Annotated in this window: 19 protein-coding genes; 1 reads left to right on the forward strand and 18 read right to left on the reverse strand. The window is 35.0% G+C overall.

The window, feature by feature from the left end; translation table 11 throughout:
- Positions 1 to 169: 169 nt before the first annotated feature.
- The 15 genes from nth to MT489_RS04215 all read right to left on the reverse strand — a co-directional run bounded on the left by nth (position 170) and on the right by MT489_RS04215 (position 15,838).
- Positions 170 to 814, reverse strand: a complete 645-nt coding sequence (gene nth / locus MT489_RS04145; protein ID WP_244680223.1) for an endonuclease III — start codon at positions 812 to 814, stop codon at positions 170 to 172.
- A 23-nt stretch (positions 815 to 837) separates the two neighbouring features.
- On the reverse strand, positions 838 to 1,533 hold the full coding sequence (locus MT489_RS04150) for a DnaD domain-containing protein (RefSeq protein ID WP_244680224.1): 696 nt from the start codon (positions 1,531 to 1,533) through the stop codon (positions 838 to 840).
- Positions 1,534 to 1,776: 243 nt separating this feature from the next.
- On the reverse strand, positions 1,777 to 3,069 hold the full coding sequence (gene asnS / locus MT489_RS04155; RefSeq protein WP_244680225.1) for an asparagine--tRNA ligase: 1,293 nt from the start codon (positions 3,067 to 3,069) through the stop codon (positions 1,777 to 1,779).
- A 47-nt stretch (positions 3,070 to 3,116) separates the two neighbouring features.
- The gene (locus MT489_RS04160; RefSeq protein ID WP_280518478.1) at positions 3,117 to 4,313 is read right to left on the reverse strand and encodes a pyridoxal phosphate-dependent aminotransferase; all 1,197 of its coding nucleotides are present in this window, start codon (positions 4,311 to 4,313) and stop codon (positions 3,117 to 3,119) included.
- A 17-nt stretch (positions 4,314 to 4,330) separates the two neighbouring features.
- Positions 4,331 to 4,804: a cell wall elongation regulator TseB-like domain-containing protein gene (locus MT489_RS04165; protein WP_244680226.1), complete on the reverse strand. Its 474-nt coding sequence runs from the start codon at positions 4,802 to 4,804 to the stop codon at positions 4,331 to 4,333.
- Positions 4,805 to 5,028: 224 nt separating this feature from the next.
- Positions 5,029 to 7,827: an ATP-dependent DNA helicase DinG gene (dinG, locus tag MT489_RS04170; RefSeq protein ID WP_244680227.1), complete on the reverse strand. Its 2,799-nt coding sequence runs from the start codon at positions 7,825 to 7,827 to the stop codon at positions 5,029 to 5,031.
- Between the two features lie 322 nt (positions 7,828 to 8,149).
- Positions 8,150 to 8,533 carry an aspartate 1-decarboxylase gene (gene panD / locus MT489_RS04175; RefSeq protein WP_244680228.1) on the reverse strand — a complete coding sequence of 128 codons (384 nt, stop codon included), beginning with the start codon at positions 8,531 to 8,533 and terminating at the stop codon, positions 8,150 to 8,152.
- 14 nt (positions 8,534 to 8,547) lie between these two features.
- A complete protein-coding gene (panC, locus tag MT489_RS04180) occupies positions 8,548 to 9,399 on the reverse strand; it encodes a pantoate--beta-alanine ligase (RefSeq protein WP_244680229.1) in 852 nt (283 codons plus the stop codon).
- Position 9,400: 1 nt separating this feature from the next.
- Entirely contained in the window at positions 9,401 to 10,234 is an 834-nt protein-coding gene (gene panB / locus MT489_RS04185) for a 3-methyl-2-oxobutanoate hydroxymethyltransferase (RefSeq protein ID WP_244680230.1), read from the reverse strand.
- A gap of 253 nt (positions 10,235 to 10,487) precedes the next feature.
- Positions 10,488 to 11,471 (reverse strand): biotin--[acetyl-CoA-carboxylase] ligase, encoded by a 984-nt coding sequence (locus tag MT489_RS04190; RefSeq protein ID WP_244680231.1) that lies wholly within the window; start codon positions 11,469 to 11,471, stop codon positions 10,488 to 10,490.
- A complete protein-coding gene (locus MT489_RS04195; protein ID WP_244680232.1) occupies positions 11,456 to 12,649 on the reverse strand; it encodes a CCA tRNA nucleotidyltransferase in 1,194 nt (397 codons plus the stop codon). Before MT489_RS04195 ends, MT489_RS04190 begins: the two co-directional genes overlap by 16 nt.
- A 2-nt stretch (positions 12,650 to 12,651) precedes the next feature.
- Positions 12,652 to 13,794: an N-acetyl-alpha-D-glucosaminyl L-malate synthase BshA gene (bshA, locus tag MT489_RS04200; RefSeq protein ID WP_244680233.1), complete on the reverse strand. Its 1,143-nt coding sequence runs from the start codon at positions 13,792 to 13,794 to the stop codon at positions 12,652 to 12,654.
- Positions 13,791 to 14,504, reverse strand: a complete 714-nt coding sequence (gene bshB1 / locus MT489_RS04205) for a bacillithiol biosynthesis deacetylase BshB1 (RefSeq protein WP_244680234.1) — start codon at positions 14,502 to 14,504, stop codon at positions 13,791 to 13,793. Before bshB1 ends, bshA begins: the two co-directional genes overlap by 4 nt.
- Before the next feature lie 190 nt (positions 14,505 to 14,694).
- The gene (gene dapB, locus MT489_RS04210; protein ID WP_244680235.1) at positions 14,695 to 15,498 is read right to left on the reverse strand and encodes a 4-hydroxy-tetrahydrodipicolinate reductase; all 804 of its coding nucleotides are present in this window, start codon (positions 15,496 to 15,498) and stop codon (positions 14,695 to 14,697) included.
- A 1-nt stretch (position 15,499) separates the two neighbouring features.
- Entirely contained in the window at positions 15,500 to 15,838 is a 339-nt protein-coding gene (locus MT489_RS04215) for a nucleotide pyrophosphohydrolase (RefSeq protein WP_244680236.1), read from the reverse strand.
- Between the two features lie 162 nt (positions 15,839 to 16,000).
- Between MT489_RS04215 and MT489_RS04220 the strand changes: the two genes are divergently transcribed.
- The gene (locus tag MT489_RS04220; RefSeq protein WP_244680237.1) at positions 16,001 to 16,876 is read left to right on the forward strand and encodes a YitT family protein; all 876 of its coding nucleotides are present in this window, start codon (positions 16,001 to 16,003) and stop codon (positions 16,874 to 16,876) included.
- Positions 16,877 to 17,221: 345 nt separating this feature from the next.
- Here MT489_RS04220 and purU read toward each other — a convergent pair whose 3' ends face one another.
- The 3 genes from purU to ypjB all read right to left on the reverse strand — a co-directional run bounded on the left by purU (position 17,222) and on the right by ypjB (position 19,744).
- Positions 17,222 to 18,115, reverse strand: a complete 894-nt coding sequence (gene purU, locus MT489_RS04225; protein WP_244680238.1) for a formyltetrahydrofolate deformylase — start codon at positions 18,113 to 18,115, stop codon at positions 17,222 to 17,224.
- Between the two features lie 99 nt (positions 18,116 to 18,214).
- A complete protein-coding gene (locus MT489_RS04230) occupies positions 18,215 to 18,898 on the reverse strand; it encodes a zinc metallopeptidase (protein ID WP_244680239.1) in 684 nt (227 codons plus the stop codon).
- A gap of 57 nt (positions 18,899 to 18,955) precedes the next feature.
- On the reverse strand, positions 18,956 to 19,744 hold the full coding sequence (gene ypjB / locus MT489_RS04235) for a sporulation protein YpjB (protein WP_244680240.1): 789 nt from the start codon (positions 19,742 to 19,744) through the stop codon (positions 18,956 to 18,958).
- Between the last annotated feature and the right edge of the window lie 24 nt (positions 19,745 to 19,768).

Here is a 19,768-nt window from a genome sequence, read left to right on the forward strand (position 1 = left end):
CAAGAATATGGGCCTTCATTAGGTTCCAAATTTCTTCTAGTGTATGTATAGCGAACTGCAGTGTCGTTTATGCAGGTTAATCTTAATTCGTTGACCCCATTAGAGAAGTGTAATTGACCGGCAACATCTTTATCTAGGAAATTAAGGGAACTAGGTGTTCCTAATAAAATTATTCTTTAACCCGCTTTTTCCCTTCCCTGCATACTACTAATAATGGACAAGTTGGACATTGCGGATTCTGTGCTTTACAGTGATATCTTCCGAAAAATATCATTCGATGATGTGTGATAGACCACTCATCTTTTGGAACTTTTTTCATTAATGTTTTTTCAACTTCCAAAACACTATCTTTCCAGCGACAAAACGCCAATCGTTTACTTACCCTCTCTACATGAGTATCTACAGCAATTGCTGGAACTCCAAATGCTACAGACATAACTACGTTGGCAGTTTTTCTGCCAACACCTGGAAGCTTTATTAATTCTTCGTATTCTGAAGGAACTTTACCATCATATTCTTCTAGTAGAATTTTACATAGTTTTTGAATGTTTTTTGCTTTATTTCGAAATAAACCAATTGATCTTATATCTGATTCAAGTTCACTTAATGGAACTGCTAAATAATCTTCAGGGGACTTATATTTTTCAAAAAGATTTTTCGTTACTCGATTGACTAATGCGTCCGTGCATTGTGCGGAAAGCGCAACCGCTACGACAAGTTCAAACGGGTTAGAATGAACTAATTCACAATGGGCATCTGGGAACATTTTTCCCATTTCATCCAAGCAAAAACGAATTTGTTGTTTATTTAGCATTTATTTCTCCTTCTTGGCAATTACTACTGCTCCAACCAGTTATAAAAAGGTACTGCATTAGAACTTTTACTTGGTGTACTTGTTTGTTTAGATTTTTGTCTGTATTTTAAACTGTGGATCTTTGCCTGTTCTACAGTGGTAATACCATTCTTTTTCCATTCAAATAAAATTCTATCTATATACCTGAAGTTAACAGTTCCAGACATGACAGCTTCACGTAAAGCTGCTTTTATGATAACAGGATTCTGACCATCCTGATCAATCCACATAGCAAGTGATTCACATTCTAGAGGAGAAAGCGGACGGCCAAATTCCTGCTCAAACGTTGTATAAATATCTTTTTCTTCCTGAAAGATAGTTTCAAGGTCTACTTTTTTCTTTTCTGCTATTAAAAAGTCAGCTAATTTTAACCATAAAGAAGATAAAGAGTATCTTTCATATCTTACTTCATCATCAGAGAAGCCTTTTTCTATTTTTATCATTTCAAGCTGAACTAGCCTTCTTAAAATGGAGGTACACTCCCCACTCGTAATTGTCATTCGGTCGGCTATTTGTTCAGGCGTCGGGAAATCATTCCCTTTTTCAATAAAAGATATAATTTGCAATAAAACAACCAATTCTTTCTCATCAAGGCCAATTTCTCGATACCTACTCATTAATAAGTATGGTACCTGGATAATACCTGATTCTATCCAAGAAAGCATTAAATCTTTATTCATGCTTACGCACCTCACTTAAATCGATTATACCATGTTCCGCGATTAATATTTTTTAAAAATATATCCATTAAAGGTGGGTTGACACTCCCTTTAACTCAAATAAAAAAGATTACTACTTCCATAAGAAAAGCACAATTTGTCCACCTATAGGGCATAAGCATACGTTTAGTTAAAAAAATAAAAGCTGCCCTAATACCCATCAATCGGTTATAAGATGGATAAGTATTAAGGCAGTTTTTGTAATTAAGGATATAAACGATTTAGCAAACGTGGGAATGGTATTGTTTCCCTTACGTGCTCAACACCAGAAATCCACGCAACCGTTCGTTCTAAACCAAGGCCGAACCCAGAGTGAGGAACTGAACCGTATTTTGAAAGATCTAAATACCATTGATATGCTTCTAATGGTAAATGATGCTCTTCTATTCTTTGTTTCAATAATTCATAATCGTGAATACGTTCTGAACCTCCAATGATTTCTCCATAGCCTTCAGGAGCAATCATGTCAGCACATAAAACAACATCATCCCTGTCAGGAGCAGGTTGCATATAAAAAGGTTTTATTACTTTTGGGTAATGTGTGATAAACACTGGCTTATCGAAATGATCGGCGATAGCTGTTTCATGAGGAGCGCCAAAATCATCACCCCACTGAATATCGTCAAACCCTTTTTCATGTAAAAACTTAATTGCATCATCATAAGTAATTCTCGGAAATGGTGTTGTAATATTTTCTAATTTTGATTTATCTCTTTCTAATCGATCTAATTCAAGAGAACAATTTCTTAATACAGATTGAATAATATAAGAAACATATTCTTCTTGTACTTTTAAACTATCCTCAAATTCATAAAAGGCCATTTCAGGTTCAATCATCCAAAATTCAATCAAATGTCTGCGTGTTTTTGATTTTTCTGCTCTAAATGTTGGCCCAAATGAGAAAACTTTTCCTAACGCCATTGCAGCAGCTTCCATGTACAACTGTCCGCTTTGCGATAAAAACGCATCTTCATCAAAATATTTTGTTTTGAATAATTCTGTCGTTCCTTCTGGAGCACTTCCCGTTAAAATTGGTGGATCGACCTTAACAAACCCATTTTGATTGAAAAATTCATAAGTAGCACGTATAACTTCATTTCTAATTTTCATAACCGCATGTTGTTTACGAGATCTTAGCCATAAATGACGATGGTCCATTAAAAATTCAGTACCATGATTTTTTGGTGTAATTGGATAATCTACTGCTTCATGAATTACTTCAATATTTGTTACTAAAAGTTCATATCCAAATGGTGAACGGGTATCTTCCTGAATCGTACCCGTAACATAAAGTGATGATTCTTGAGATAAAGATTTTGCTTTTTGAAATGTATCTTCACTTACATCGGATTTTACGACTACACCTTGGATAAAGCCCGAACCATCCCTTAATTGTAAAAAGGCGATTTTTCCACTTGAACGTTTATTAGCTAACCATGTTCCTAATGTTACTTCTTGACCTACATATTTATGAACTTCTGCTATTGTTGTTTTCACATTAACATTCCTTTCGGACCACTTATATCATTTACTGTAAAAGTATTTTAGAGGTTGTTACTTTTTTTCTCGACAAAAGAATGTATACGACTTACAGCTTCCTCCAATGCCTCAAGAGAGGTTGCGTACGATATACGAATATTATTTGGAGAACCAAAGCTCGAACCAGGAATCACAGCTACCAGGGCTTCTTCAAGCAACGCTTCTACTAGTTGATCTACATCTTCGTACCCAGCTATATGTGCAGCTTCTTTAAAGTTTGGATATAAATAGAAAGCACCTTGTGGCTTTTTACATTCTACACCTGGAATAGCCACTAGTTTATCATAAATAATATTTAATCTTTCTTCAAATGCTTGCCTCATTTGTTCAACAGCATCTTGCGGTCCATTATAGGCTTCAATAGCACCGTACTGGGAGGTTGTTGTCGGATTAGATGTTGAATGGCTAGATAAATCTGTCATCGCGGTTACAATTTTTTCATTACCAGCAGCATATCCAATTCTCCACCCTGTCATAGAATGGGATTTTGATACGCCATTTATGATAACTGTAGCATCTTTCAAAGATTGTGAAATTTGAGCAATGGATATGTGTTTGTTTTCACCATAAACCAATTTCTCATAAATTTCATCCGAAACAATAAGAACATTATGTTCTAAGCAAATTTCACCAAGCGCAGATAGCTCAGCTTGGGAATAAATCATACCTGTTGGATTGCTAGGTGAATTGATTATAATTGCTTTTGTTTTATTAGTTATTGCTGCTTTTAGTTGTTCTGGAGTAATTTTATAGTCATTGTCTTCTTTTCCTTCAATATAAACAGGAACCCCACCAGCAAGCTTAACTTGTTCAGGATAACTTACCCAATAAGGTGTAGGGATTATGACTTCGTCACCATCATTTAAAATCACTTGGAAAAGTGTATATAAAACGTGTTTCGCGCCATTTCCAACTATAATTTCGGAAGGTTTATATGTAAGACCTTGGTCTCTTCCCAGCTTACTTATAATTGCTTTTTTCAATTCTGGTAACCCAGCTGCAGGAGTGTATTTAGTAAAACCTTCTGTCATAGAGCGATAAGCCGCTTCAATGATGTTTTCAGGTGTATTAAAATCAGGCTCTCCGGCACCTAGCCCAATAATGTCAAGTCCCTGGGATTTTAATTCTTTTGCTTTCGCTGTAATTGCCAAAGTTGAAGATGGTGTTAAAGCATCAACACGTTCAGCTAAATTGATGTTCATCGTCATTCCTCTTTCTCTTATAAATTTTCTATTTTTCTCCACCACTTGCCTGTATCAAAATGGATATAATAATAATTTAGTTTTGAGTTCTGGTCCAAATAAGATAGTTCCCATACAGGTAATTCTTTCTCCATTCCGAGCCTAGCTCCAAGAACCTTCTTTGGCTTTTCTTCTTGAATTAGTTTGGATATTGCCTCTTTCTCAGATATTCCATCCGATGCTTTTTTCGTGATAATTTCTTGGTTGTTTTTTTCAGGAATCCAAACAATCGTTTCAGTTCCTGACTCATTTTTACCGATGATAACATAATAAGTCTTTGTTCCATGATACACAAAGAATTCATCATTACTTATAAGATGCCCTTCTGTTTGAGCCCTTTTTTCAGCATATTGTTCGGCTTTTAGAAGAGGTTCTCTAGCTTCTTTATAAATATAAGAAGACAGTGAAATAATTAAGATTAATGGAAATAAGAGTAAAATCCACTTTTTCATTGATTTCCACCTTATGTTTAATAGATATTAAAAAAATATTGGTTCCTTTATTCAAACAATAATTAACATCATAGTGCACTCATTTTTGGTGATACTACATATACGCATATCATCATTATAGCAAGAAATATCCTAGAGCATGATGAAAAAAATGCGTATACTGCAAAATTCACAAAATCAGCCCACAAACTTGAGGTTGTGTCTATATTGACACAGCCTCAACTTTATAGCCATTTTTCAATGGATGACAAAATAGCATTCAATGGGCCGCGTTCCACAGTAATGTCAGGTATAGAATTTAAAAAAGTTTTTCCGTAAATAGTTGTTTCGATTCTTCTATCTAATACAATTACTACACCGCGATCTGACTCCGTTCTGATTAATCTGCCAAACCCTTGCTTAAAACGTATGACTGCTTCAGGTAAAGCAAACAAAGAAAATGGATTCTTACCATTCTTTTTTATCAACTCATATTTAGCTGCTGTTATTGGCTCATCGGGTGGAGAAAATGGGAGTCTAACGATAACTAAACATGATAAATCTTCTCCTGGAATGTCTACCCCTTCCCAAAAACTACTTGTACCAAAAAGAATTGATTTATTAAACTGTTGGAAATTCCGAGTAAGTCTTGTTCGACTACCGCTAGTAATACCTTGCGCTAGAAGAATAAAGTCTTCTAAAGCTGATGAATCTTTAATCAATTGATATGTTTTTCTTAACATATCATATGATGTAAAGAGTACAAGCATTTTTCCATCAGTTGCATTAGCTAGTGAAATGATATGATTTGATATTGCCTCTATATATTCATCATTATCTGTTCCACGAACTTCTGGTAAATCTGATGGAATCATTAATTTAACCATGTCTTTATAACAAAATGGTGAAGGAATGATTTTTTCTACCACTTCTTCTTTTGGCAATCCCAACTCATTTAAGAAATAATTAAACGATTGATTGACCGTAAGTGTAGCTGAGGTCATGACGATACCCTTTTTCTGAATGAAGAAACGATCAAATAATTCTTCTCCCAGGTTGATTGGCTGCGCGTAAATGCCAATGCTATTGGGAAGTGCACGAATATCTCCTTCAACCCAAATAACATGTTGATTTGAAGGCTTTATAAACAATTGTTGAATTTTTTCCCCAATCTTATTCCAGTCACGCAAAAAACTATTAGTTTCTTCTAAAAAAGCTTGTTCTCTATCCTTTAAATTTTGGTTTTCACGTTTAATTAATGTAAGTCTTTGTTCAACCTCTTTACTAATTGTTCGGAAATAATCATAAACTCTTTCAGCGCATAATACGATAGGTATCCATTTACGATCTGAAATCATAGTTTCTGTTATTCGTAATTGTTGTTTTGTATTTTTATTTATTTTTCTTTCATAATGCTGAAAGACTTTTTTTCCTATCATGTTAAATAATTCGTCTATTTCTAAGTCAAGCTGTATGATAATATGTTCTAATTCCAAAGGATGAAGACTCGAAGATAATTCCTTGTCGTTTAAAAGTTTTTCTAATTTACTAAATAGATTGTTCTTTTCCAATGTTCCTAGACGTCCAATCCAAAACTTTAAACCATTATACTCAAGCTTCTTACCAAAACAATTTCTAGCTGTCTTTTCTAAGTTATGTGCTTCATCAATAACAATATATTGATAGTCAGGCAGAATGTTTTGATCGTTTTCTGTATCAAGGAGTAGCATTGAGTGATTAGTTATGACAAGATCAGCACGTGAAGCAAGATTTCGAGCATATAAATAGAAATCATGTGCAATCCAAGGATCTTTCTCTTTTTGAGAGAACCAGCCGTCGTGTTTAATTCTTTGTATATATAATTTCCCGCCACTTGACACATTTAGCTCGTCCATATCACCCGTTTCCGTGTCCACTAACCATACAAGTAATTGCATTTTTGTAATGACAGTATCATACTGGGGGTCTTTATCATACAAGGTTTGTTCAAATTTAAGCATGTTTATGTAATTGCTTCGCCCTTTTAATATAGAGGTTTGAAATGAAAAAGGAATAATTTCTTTCAATCGATCGATTTCATTAAATATTTGTTCTTGCATTTGAATGGTATATGTACTAATAATTACTGGTTGTCTTTGAATATTTGCAAAATACAAAGATGGCAATAAATATGCTAATGTTTTTCCTGTACCAGTCCCAGCTTCAATTACCGCATATTTATTATTTAGAAAAGATTGATAAACTGCATCCATCATTTCAATTTGTCCAATTCGTAGCTTTAAATCATTCATTTCCGAAAAAAGATTCATTTTTTCTTCTATACTTTTTGGAAAAGATAATGATCTTTCTTCATTGATTCTTTGTGGGAATATTTTCTTCTTCAGGGCAATTCCACGAAAAACTTCCAATTGATGGTGCAGGTTTTCTATGTTCTTTCTTTTTTCTTGTAAAACACCTTGGAAAATAATGTATAAATCACTTTTTAACGAATAAGCCATATCTGTTAACTTTTCTATAGTAATCAGAGGTAAGGAACTTACGCGTTCTATTAGAATTAAAAATAGTTCTGCTGTAACTAAAGCATCACTATCAGCTTGGTGAGGATTTTCATGTTCTAACTGCAACATTTCAGCAAGTTCAGAAAGCTTAAAACTAGAAGCCGTTGGCATAAGAATTTTTGCAAATTCTACAGTATCGATTGAATCTAAACCAATATTGCTATATCCTGCCTTATCCAACTCATTTCGCAAAAAACGAAGGTCAAAGATAACATTATGAGCTACAAAAATAGCATCTTTAAGAAGATCATGAATTATAGATGCAACATCCTTAAATTCAGGTGCATCATGGACCATTCCGTCATGAATACCTGTTAGTTCCTCTATAAAAGGTGGAATAGGAATTCCAGGGTTAATAAATGTTGTATATTGATCCACGATTCGTAGGTTTTCTATTACCACTGCAGAAAATTGAATAATACGATCTCCACGATCATGGGTATTACCTGTTGTCTCTAAATCGACAACTATATATTTTCGTGTCATACACATACCACACCTTATTAGAAAAGCGCTAGGCTTGACATTCTTTACATACTCTCGACAATTGTATCATATATATGCTATTCAGGAAAAAACCAGCCCATTTATATGAATGGCTCGTTAACTCATATGTTGATTTTCGATCAAGTCACTCACTTTAACGGGGCTGTATGCCTGTATGTCTATCGTGAACCGTTTTTCCCCATGAGTCTCTTGCCTTCAGTTACAGTCAGCGTAGTGATATAATCAACAAATAACTCTAAAATCGCCATTTTAATTTCATAACTGGACTGGTTTTAAGTTATATATTTCTCTCTTCTCATTACTAAAAAACTGTAGATTCTGGTTCGTAATGAATCATATCACTAATTTTATTATCCTTAGTCATTAGTGCAATTTTAGGTTGATGGGAACGAACTTTTTCTTCAGGCACTAATGCATAAGAAATGATAATGACGATATCTCCTGGTTGGACTAACCTTGCAGCTGCCCCATTTACGCATATAACACCAGAGCCTTTTTCACCTTCAATAATGTATGTTTCAAATCGTGCTCCATTATTATTATTTACAATTTGAACTTTTTCATTTGGTAACATCCCAACTTTTTCTAAAATGTCACCATCTATAGTAATACTACCTACATAGTTTAAATTTGCTTCTGTTACTGTTGCTCTATGGATTTTCCCATTCATCATCGTACGAAACATGATGTTGGACCTCCTTATGAATGTATGTCAAGAATGATATTATCGATTAATCTCGCCTTGGAAAACTTTACAGCAAGAGCAATAATGACTTTCCCATTTATTTGGTTTAATGGATTTAGCTCTGGAAAACTTAATATTTCAATATAATCAATTTTACCATTTGTGTTAGTCTTAATATAATCCTCAACCATTTGGATTATATTTAATGGATTTACCTCACCATTTTTTATGGCTTCAGAAGCTATTTGCAAGCCTTTATACAAATGTGGCGCCTGATTTCGTTCCTCATCTGATAAATAAACATTTCTTGAGCTTCTGGCGAGTCCGTCTTCTTCTCTTTCCGTATCTACAGGATTGAGTTGAATCGGAAAATTAAAATCCTTGATTAAAGAATCAACAACAGCTACTTGTTGAGCATCCTTCATGCCAAAGTAAACATTAGTCGGTAAAATAATATTAAAAAGCTTTATTAAAACGGTTGCTACCCCATTAAAATGTCCTGGTCGACTCCTGCCACAAAGTACATCGGTTCTTTTTGTTACATTTATTTCAAACGAAAGTTCGTTTGGATACATATCAGAGAGTTCAGGTAAATATAAAATATTTACTCCTGCATTTTCTGCAAGCATTTTATCTCTTTCAACATCGCGCGGATAAGCCTCAAAGTCTTCATTTGGTCCAAACTGTAGTGGATTAACGAATATACTCATAACTGTTATATCATTATGTTGCAATGATTGTTTAACTAGTTTTAAATGACCTTCGTGCAAATATCCCATCGTTGGAGCAAAACCGATTGATTTTCCTTGTTTTTTCAACTGCAAAGCTCGTTGTTGCATAGCTTTTGCAGAAGTGATAATTTCCATTTTATTTTCCCCCATAAAGCAACTCTAGTTCAGAATCATTCATCGTAAATGAATGTTTTTCCTCAGGAAAGGAAGAATTTTTCACTTCAGCCACATATTGTTGAATACTTTCCTTCGTTAATGTATTGATATCGCCATATTGTTTTACAAATTTCGGTACACGATTTACCCCGAATGTTAATAAATCATGATAGACGAGAACTTGGCCATCAGTTTCATTTCCAGCACCAATCCCGATAGTTGGAATATCCAATTTAGATGAAACAAGACTAGCAAGTTGTTTAGGAATACATTCAAGAACGATTCCAAAAGCCCCAGCTTCTTGACACTTAATGGCTTCATTTATTAATTCATTTGCTGCTTCTGCACTTTTACCTTGAACTTTATATCCTCCTAAAACTCCAACAGCCTGAGGAGTAAGCCCGAGATGTGCCATGACCGGAACACCTGCTAATGTAAGAGACTTAATAATATTAATAACATCTCCTCCGCCTTCTACTTTAACAGCATGTGCTCCCCCTTCCTGCAGAAGCGCTGCAGCAGACCTAAAAGCGTCCTCTTTGCTTACGTGGTATGTCATAAAAGGAAGATCGGAAACAATAAATGTATCTTTTGCTCCTCTTTTTACGGCTTTCGTGTGGTGGATCATGTCTTGTAAGGTCACAGGTATTGTGGAATCATACCCTAATACAACCATCCCTAAGGAATCCCCCACTAAAAGCATATCAACTCCCGCTTCTTCAGCAAGCTTAGCTTGTGGAAAATCGTAAGCAGTAACCATAGCAATTTTCTCTCCAGATTTTTTCATTTTAGAAAAATCCGTTGTTTGTTTCACTTTTCTTTTCTCCTCCTTTAATATCAGAGGATTCGAATTAATTCGAGCTGTCAGAAAGAAAGGAGTCCTCTCCAAATAGGCAGAAGGACTCCTTCAAATCTTCACTCGTTTCGGTCCTCTGTCCCCGTCCTTCTGGATCAAGGCAGAAATCAAATATTATTGGTAAATCATTGTGGTGCAGTTCACTAAGGATACCGCCCATTGAAAACTAATCATTCTTCAAGAGCATTATAACAAATTTTTTTTATGATGACTATGAAGGAAACTCAATATCCGCTGAATATATACGTTTAATATTCCCTTCATGATCTTCTATTAATAAAATGCCTTCATCTGTAATCCCAATTGCTGTACCGGATATCTCTCCAGTGATTGTTCTTGCAATTATTGGTTTCCCGATTCCTCCCGCATAACTTTCCCACAAAATTTTCAATGGAGCGAAACCTTTTTCCATGTAAAGCACATAATATTTTTCAAAATATTTTAAGATTTTTTGTATCATTTTAACCTTTGAAACTGGTTGTCCAGATTCAATCTCTAGGGAAGAAGCAATATCTTTTACATGCTCAGGAAAATCTTCATTTTTCTGGTTAACATTGATACCGATACCGATTATAAGGAAATTTACTTTATCCGCTTCACCTTGAAGCTCAGTAAGAATACCAGTCAGTTTTTTACCGTTATAAAGAATATCATTCGGCCATTTAATATTGGGTTCTAATCCAGTAACTTCTTCTATTGCTTTAGCGCAAGCGATTGCAGCGATAAGTGTAAATTGCGGAGCTTTTTCAGGAGGAAGCATTGGTCTGACAATTAAACTCATCCAGATCCCCTTCTGATTAGAAGAATGCCATGGACGAGCCATTCTCCCTTTTCCACCGGTTTGTTCCCCCGCAATTACAAGTGTTCCTTCTTGTGCTCCTTCTCTAGCAACCTTATGTGCGATAATTTGAGTTGATTCAACCGAGTCATAATAGAGAACATGTCGCCCGATTGTTTTTGTTTCTAAGCCAAATACTATTTCATGCTCAGTTAATGTGTCAGGTTTGCTAATCAACCTGTAACCCTTTTTTCTAATCGCTTCTAATTCGAAACCTGATTTACGCAACTCTTCAATATGCTTCCATATGGCAGTCCTAGAACAACCAATGATTTCAGCTAAGGCTTGTCCAGATAGGTACTCTCCATCAGCATTTGCGAGCGCTTCATATAATTGTGTTTTTATTGAAGATAACAAGACGTAACCCACCTTTTTATTTCGGCAACCTCATTTAAAATATCATTATTTATTACTGCTTTTTCTATACTTTCAAATACATCCTTTACCCAAGGGCCAGCGGGTTTATTTACCCATTCCAATAAGACTTCACCCGTAATCTTTAAATCGCCACGAGATGATATAGGCAGTTGTTTAAAGATATTTTCAATATTTTCTTCAATCGCTGAAATATCATTACACAAACTTGTTTGATAGACTCGCTCCACAATCATAGAAATATCTTTTCCAGCACGGTAATAATCATAAGAAGTCCATTCGTGTTCCCTTCTCCAACGTAAATAGAAGAGAGCACGTAATATGAACTGAATTTTTTTACTTGGTAGCTTCCATCCTTTTAATAATTCATTTGAGTTAGAATGATTGAACAAAAATGTGCAGAGAATCCATATTTCTATTTCTGTTAATTGCTTTGTTGGAAATGACAAAATAGATTGAAGAATGTTTTTTTGATTAAATAAACTTGGCCAATAGGAATATAGATTTGTTTCTATTGCTATAGATAATGCTTTTTCTCTATAAGTACCACTAAGCAGTTTTGTCATTTCTGCCGTAATTCTTTCAATTGAAATATGTTTGAGCAGATGAGCTGAGTTTGCCATTTCTCTTTCGGTGTTTCTATCCAAGCTGAACCCTAATTGACTTACAAACCTGATTGCCCTCATTACGCGCAGAGCATCTTCTTTAAATCTCTCAGATGCCTCTCCAACTGTTTCAATTATTTGATAATCGATGGCATTTTTTCCGTTAAAAGGATCGATTAATCGTCCCTCTCTATCCATAGCAATAGCATTCATTGTAAAATCTCTACGTCTTAAATCTTCTTCAAGTGATCTAATAAATGTAACGGAAGCAGGTCTTCGAAAATCTTCATAATTTGATTCCGATCTAAAAGTTGTTACTTCGAAACCTTGTCCTTTAAACAAGACAAGAATGGTCCCATGTTCTATTCCGACGTCTACAGTTGATGGAAAAATATTTTTTATTTCATGAGGTGTAGCCGACGTAGCAATGTCTACATCATGAATCTCCCTATTTAGAAGATAATCTCTTACAGCACCTCCGACAAAATAGGCTTCAAATCCTGCTTTTTCAATTTTTTCAAGTACCGGAGTTGCGGCAAGAAACGTTTGGTTCATGGCTACCATCCTTGTCCAACACTTTGCATTAAAGATTCATAGAGCTTTTCATATTTCTCTACAATCAAATTTGATTGAAAACGATCTATAGGAGTTTGGGACGCTTGATATGAAAATTCTTGAAGCAATGACTCATTTTGCAAAAGACTAATTGCTTTCTTACTAATTTCATCCAAATCTCCTAATTTACAAACAAATCCGTTATACCCGTCAGAAATCACTTCCGGAATACCGCCAATATTTGTCCCTATACAAGGAACACCACAGGCCATTGCTTCTAATGCAACAAGCCCAAAGCTTTCTTTTTCTGATAGCAATAACATTAAATCACTAATGGAATAAAGCTCTTCTAAATGATCTTGTCTACCTAAAAATAGTACTTTATCTTCGACTCCTAATTTCTTTACAAGCTTACAAAGCTTTGTCATTTCTGGTCCATCTCCAACTAGAAGTAGCTTGGTGGGAATTACAGCAGCTATTTTGGCAAAAGAGGCAACTACATCACTTACTCTTTTCACCTTTCGGAAATTGGAAACATGAATAATGACTTTTTCGTCATTCTTTATGCCATATGCCTCTTTAAGATGATTTGCGTCCACTTTTTTATAAATTCTTTCGTCAATAAAATTATGAATGACGTTAATTTCTTTATCAGCAGCAACGACTTCATTTGTTTGCAATTTTAATGCATGTGAAACTGCAGTAACTGAATCGGATTTTTCAATACCAAATTTAATTGCTTCCGCAAGAGTCTCGTCATAACCTAAAACAGTTATGTCAGTTCCGTGTAAAGTAGTTACAATTTTCACATTCGTTCCTGCCATTTGCTTAGCCAAAATGGCACAAACGGCATGAGGAATCGCATAATGAACATGTAAAATATCAAGTTGTTCACGTTTAATAACCTCAGCCATTTTACTTGCTAAAGCAATGTCGTATGGAGGATATTGAAAAACAGAGTATTGATTCACACAAACTTGATGAAAAAATATATTATGATGCAATACATCTAATCGAAAAGGAATATTGGACGTTATAAAATGAATTTGATGTCCCTTTTCAGCTAACATTTTACCGAGCTCTGTTGCTATTACTCCAGAACCTCCAACAGTAGGATAACATGTAATTCCTATTTTTAATTTCATAAGCCTTCTCCAAACAAATTTTTATTTAGCAATAAAGGTTTACTAGAAAGGAAACCTTCTGCATAGAATACCCCAACTTCTTTCCCAAACAGTTTATCTCTCGCTTTTACGCTTTCGATATATCCCTCTGTTAAAGGTGTTGGTACCCCACCTTCGGGAACAAAAAATTGCGAATTATATGCCAGTAACACTTCCACTTTTTTATCTATAAAGTCAGTTATGTCAATTACAAAATGAGGTTGGGAAAATCCATTAATCATGTATTGAAATAAAGATAACGCCTTATGAGGTGGAAAATTGTCCTCCACTTCATACTTTCTTATTCCCGCAGAAAAAAAAGCTTCTTCCACGAGACGAAAGCAATTTCCATGATCAGGGTGACGGTCATTATGATAAGGCGCGAAAATTACTTTAGGCTTGTATTTCCTAATAACATTTGCAACTTTTCTAATATGATTATCCGTTATAAATAATCCTCGATCAGGTAAATGAAGATTCACACGATCAAAAGCCCCAAGTATGTCTGCAGCTGTTTTAGCTTCTTTTCTTCTTGATTCCACATTACCATTAGATGATAATTCCGCTTCGGTTAAATCACAAATAATAATTTTCTTTCCTTCTTCAGCCCATTTTGCTAATGAACCTGCCATACCAATTTCTACATCATCTGCATGTGCTCCAAAAGCTAGAATGTCTACTCCTTGTTTCATAAAAGCCGCCCCTTAATAATTAATACAATTCACATTAAAGACTGTTTTCAAATGAATATGTCTCATGTTCTTTGTTAAAAGCTTTTTGCCTTGTATGTTGATTTTCACTCCGACTACTCAATTCAACAAGTTGCATTTAACAAAGCCTTTTTAAAGACAATATTCATTACGAAAACAGTCTTCATATGCATTATTCTAAAATATGCTCTAATCCGTAAACAAGTGTATTCAAGTTCATTACCGTTTCAACTGACATTTTTACTCCTGTCATAAAAGAAGAACGATTATACGAATCGTGACGAATTGTCAACGTTTCCCCTGGTGCACCAAATATTACTTGTTGATGTGCAACAAGTCCTGGTAATCTCACACTATGGATATGCATCCCATCGTAGTTAGCACCTCTTGCACCTGAAATTGTTTCTTTTTCATTTGGATGACCTTGTTTCTTTTTTTCTCGATTCACCGAAATCATTTTAGCCGTTTTCAAAGCAGTACCTGATGGTGCATCAAGCTTTTGATCATGGTGGAGTTCAATTATTTCAACATTTTTGAAGTATTTAGCTGCCATTTGAGAAAATTTCATCATTAATATTGCGCCGACTGCGAAATTTGGAGCGATAATACACCCGATATCTCTTTCTTCCGCCAATTTTCTTAATTCAGATATTTCTTCTTCCGTAAATCCTGTTGTCCCAACTACAGGGCGTACACCATGTAATAATGCAGTTTTAGTATGTACATAGCCAGTTTCAGGTACAGTCAAGTCAATTAAAACATCTGCATCGACATTTTGAAAGCATTCTTCCACATCTGTGTATATTCTTACATCAAGATTTGAAAAACCGTCTATTTCTGAGAGACGCATTCCATCAAATCTACGGTCTAGTACCGCTACCAATTCAAATTCAGGAGTCTCTTTTACTAAATTTACTGCCTCTCTCCCCATTCTTCCACGCGGTCCCGCCACTACTATTTTTATAGGATTCGCCATTTTATTCACCCTCACTTTTTCTTGTCCATCTGTCTTTATCTCGAGTATTAAATTTATTCATCACTATATCGTGAGCTGATTGTAAGTCGATATTTAATGAATTTGCCAAGCAAACTAACACGAAAAGTAAATCTCCCATTTCTTCCTCAATCGCTTTTTCTTCTTCTGTTGACTTTTTTGGTTTTTCCCCATAATGATGATTGAGTTCTCTAGCTAATTCTCCTAGCTCTTCAGTCAGCCTAGCAAGCATTGCAAGTGGACTAAAGTAACCCTCTTTAAACTGACTAATGTATGTGTCTACTTCTTCTTGGATTTGTTGTATAGTCTTCTTTTTAGTCATAATGTATCACCTTTCACCATTATGTTAGCTAATACTTTTTTTATATTCAAATAATAACGCTTTAGTGTAGTATTTTTGTACACTTTGTCAAAGATTGGTTATAATGAATTAGCTTCTATACCTATATTATAAATTCAATTCTTGATATTCGGAGGCGATAATGTGCTCGGCGGAATAAAGTTTAAAAATATCTTCTTCATCCTACTAGGTGCAGCCATTTTTTCATTTGGTATCGTTCACTTTAATATGCAAAATAATTTAGCAGAAGGTGGATTTACAGGTATTACCTTATTGCTTTATTTTGTTTTTAATATCGATCCTTCTATTTCCAACCTTATATTGAATGTACCCCTATTTTTTGTTGGATGGAAGCTACTTGGAAGCAAATCTTTCATCTATACAATTATTGGAACGTTATCAGTTTCTTTATTCTTGTTTATTTTTCAAAAATATCAAATTAGCATTCCTTTAAACGGCGATCTATTTCTAGCCGCTTTATTTGCAGGAGTATTTATCGGCATAGGTCTTGGCATCACGTTTCGATACGGAGGGACCACAGGTGGAGTTGATATTATCGCTCGTTTATTTCTTAAATATAAAGGATTTAGTATGGGTAGAACAATGTTTATGTTTGATGCAATTGTCATCACTGCGTCCCTTTTGACGTATTTAAATCATGTACAAGCTATGTATACTCTCGTAGCTGTTTTTGTAGGTGCAAGAGTCATTGATTTCATGCAGGAAGGATCATATGCCGCAAGAGGGGCAATGATAATATCCGAATTGCAGCATGAAAAAATAGCCGACGAAATTTTAATGCAAATGGGTAGAGGTGTCACGGTATTGCGTGGCTATGGATCCTTTACTAAACAAAATAAAGAAGTTTTATATTGTGTTGTAGCGAAGAACGAAATTGTTAATTTAAAAAGAATCGTAAATGCCATTGATCCTCATGCATTTGTCTCTGTTACAGTCGTCCATGATGTAATGGGTGAAGGCTTTACACTAGACGAAAATAAAAGACCCTATGACGTATAAATCTCCTTACCACCAAATATGTTTGTGAAAAGGCCTTTACTTGTTTTAGCACTACTAAACTTGTGTTTTTTTCCAAGGGCAGTTCGTTAGCCACTTCGGCGCTTAACGCGTGGCTAGCTTCGGCTACTAGCGTCTAGCGAACGAGCCTTTCCCACCTCACCTGCAATAAGTCAACAGTCGCTTGTACATCATCGTGTTTCTTTTATCTCAGTGTAGGTGAGAAAATAATAGTCGACTCCACCCTTATTATCAGAAGAGCTCGCTTTAAACTTTTTTCCTCAGGGGATCTTTCACTTCAACAACAAGTTAAAAAGACAATAATATTTAGCTATCTGAAAAATTTTACTAGAAAACGATTGTTTTATTTCCATCTACAATGACACGGTCTTGTAGATGCCATTTTACTCCGCGTGCTAATACGCTTCTTTCAATATTTCTTCCAATTCTTTTTAAGTCATCCACTTTATCGTGGTGACTGACTCTTTCAACGCCTTGTTCAATAATTGGCCCTTCGTCAAGATCATTCGTTACATAATGTGAGGTTGCGCCAATTAATTTTACACCACGCTCATATGCTCGCTCGTAAGGTCTAGCACCAATAAAAGCTGGCAAAAAGGAATGGTGAATATTAATAATTTGATTTGGATAATGTGAAACAAAATTAGGAGTCAAAATTTGCATATACCGGGCTAGAATAATGAGTTCAATATCATGTTCTTTCAATATCCTCATTTGTTTTTCTTCTACTTGCATACGAATATCCTTATTAGCCGGAATGTAATAAAATGGTATATTTAAAGATTTGGCTAATTGCTCAGCATTCTCGGAATTGCTTATGATACAGCCAATATCCATTATTAAATCTCCATTTTGCCACTCCCATAGAAGCTCCATTAAACAATGCAGTTCCTTTGAAACAAAAATAGCTGTTTTCTTAATGTCACTTACATATTTAAATTCATAATCCATATTAAATTTTGTAGATATTTCTTGAAAAGATTGCTCAATATCACTTCGTCTAGTATGTAAATCTGGGCAACTAAACTCCATTCTTATAAAAAAATTTCCACCTTCGGGATTTGCGGAATACTGACTGGATTCAATTATGTTAGCTCCATAATTCATAAGAAAAGTTGAAACTGCAGATACAATACCTGGCTGATCAGGGCATTTAATAAGGAGCCTTGCAACATCTTTATTTTGTTTACGAAAATGAGAATTAAATTCTATATTTGTCATCCATACGTCCCTCTTTAATGTTTTTAGCTATTTTACTTTTTTTCTGTAAATTTTGCAAAAAATAAATATAACCCGGTAAATGACCGGGTTATACATTCATTAATCATTTCTAGTAATGTTAGTAAAAATCAATATTAACCTTATCAATTCTAGGACTGCAACCGCTGCGGCAGCGACATATGTCATGGCAGCTGCATTTAATACTTTTCTTGCATCCCGCTCTTCCGCATTGCTGATAAGACCAAGTGAAACAATTTGGTCCATCGCCCTTGAGGATGCATTAAACTCAACTGGTAATGTAACCATTTGGAATATTACTCCCGCTGCCATTAAAATAATACCAATTAATAAAAAGTTAGGCAGCGCTGTTACAAGAATTCCTATCATAATGAAGATCCAAGCAAATTTTGAAGTTATATTGACGACTGGAACTAATGCATGACGGAAACGTAATGCAGCATATCCTTCTTTATCTTGAATAGCATGACCAACTTCGTGAGCTGCAACGGCTGCTCCAGCCACTGAATGATGGTGATAATTGGATGAAGAAAGATATACAGTTTTATTCATTGGATTGTAATGGTCACTTAAAACCCCTTGCGTCTCTTTAACAGCTACATTTTCTAATCCGTTTTCGTCTAATATCCTACGAGCAACTTCCGCCCCACTCATACCTGCAGAAGTTGGGATCTTTGAATATTTTGTGTATGCGCTTTTCACTTTCATTTGAGCCCAAATCGGGATAATGATAATGATCGCCAAATAAATTAAATATCCTCCCATTATAAACCCCCATTTCTAGTTGTTTACCTTCTATTTTATTTGATGGTAGGTCTTTGGTCAATCATTTAGATCTTTTCGTTTCTGCTGCTGAAGCTTTTGTCCTCGATACTTTCGCCAACTTACGTATGACAAGGTTGAAACGATAATGCCACCAGTCATGAACATCACCCACCAAATTGAAGGATCTGTGTCATCTTTATTAATATCCGTAAATAAATTTTTCAAATCCGTTTCTAAGCCTTCCAGTTCCTTCATCCATTTTTGTTCAGAAAACGTGCTCCGATATTGATCTATATAAGCAATTTTAGAATCAAGCATTTGCACTTTCCCAATTGGAATATCAATTTTTATACTTGGTTGAATAACGGAATACGTTGATAAAAATTCATTTAGATGGCTATTATATAGATTTTCATCCCCTTCTAATGCTGCATTTTTTACATCTGCAAAGGCATTCATTATCGGTCTTTCCATTTGAGACCATAATGGCTGATACTCTGAAATAATAGCATCAGATGCTAGACGGAATGCTGTTACTTTCTTTACTCTCTCATTAGTATTTATGTCGGAGCTGGTTAAAGCTTTCAAAGCGTCATGATGAGCTGCAGTTACAATCCTAAGTTCATCCATAGTAAATTGACGTTCCGTTACCCCTTTTTCCGAAAATAATTCTGCAAATCTTTCCATTATATTTTTTGCTTCTTCTAGACGACCAAATCTTGTTAACTTTAAAGCTTCATCGGCAAGCTGATCTAACTCAGTCATAGAGGATTTTGATTCTGCTTGTACAGAAAACCCAGAAAAAAATATGCAAAGCAATAGAAGGATGATTGATTTTCCCCTCATACTTGTCCCTCCCCATACTACTGA

The sequence above is a fragment of the Lederbergia wuyishanensis genome, from assembly GCF_022900255.1.
Taxonomy (GTDB): domain Bacteria; phylum Bacillota; class Bacilli; order Bacillales; family Bacillaceae_C; genus Lederbergia; species Lederbergia wuyishanensis.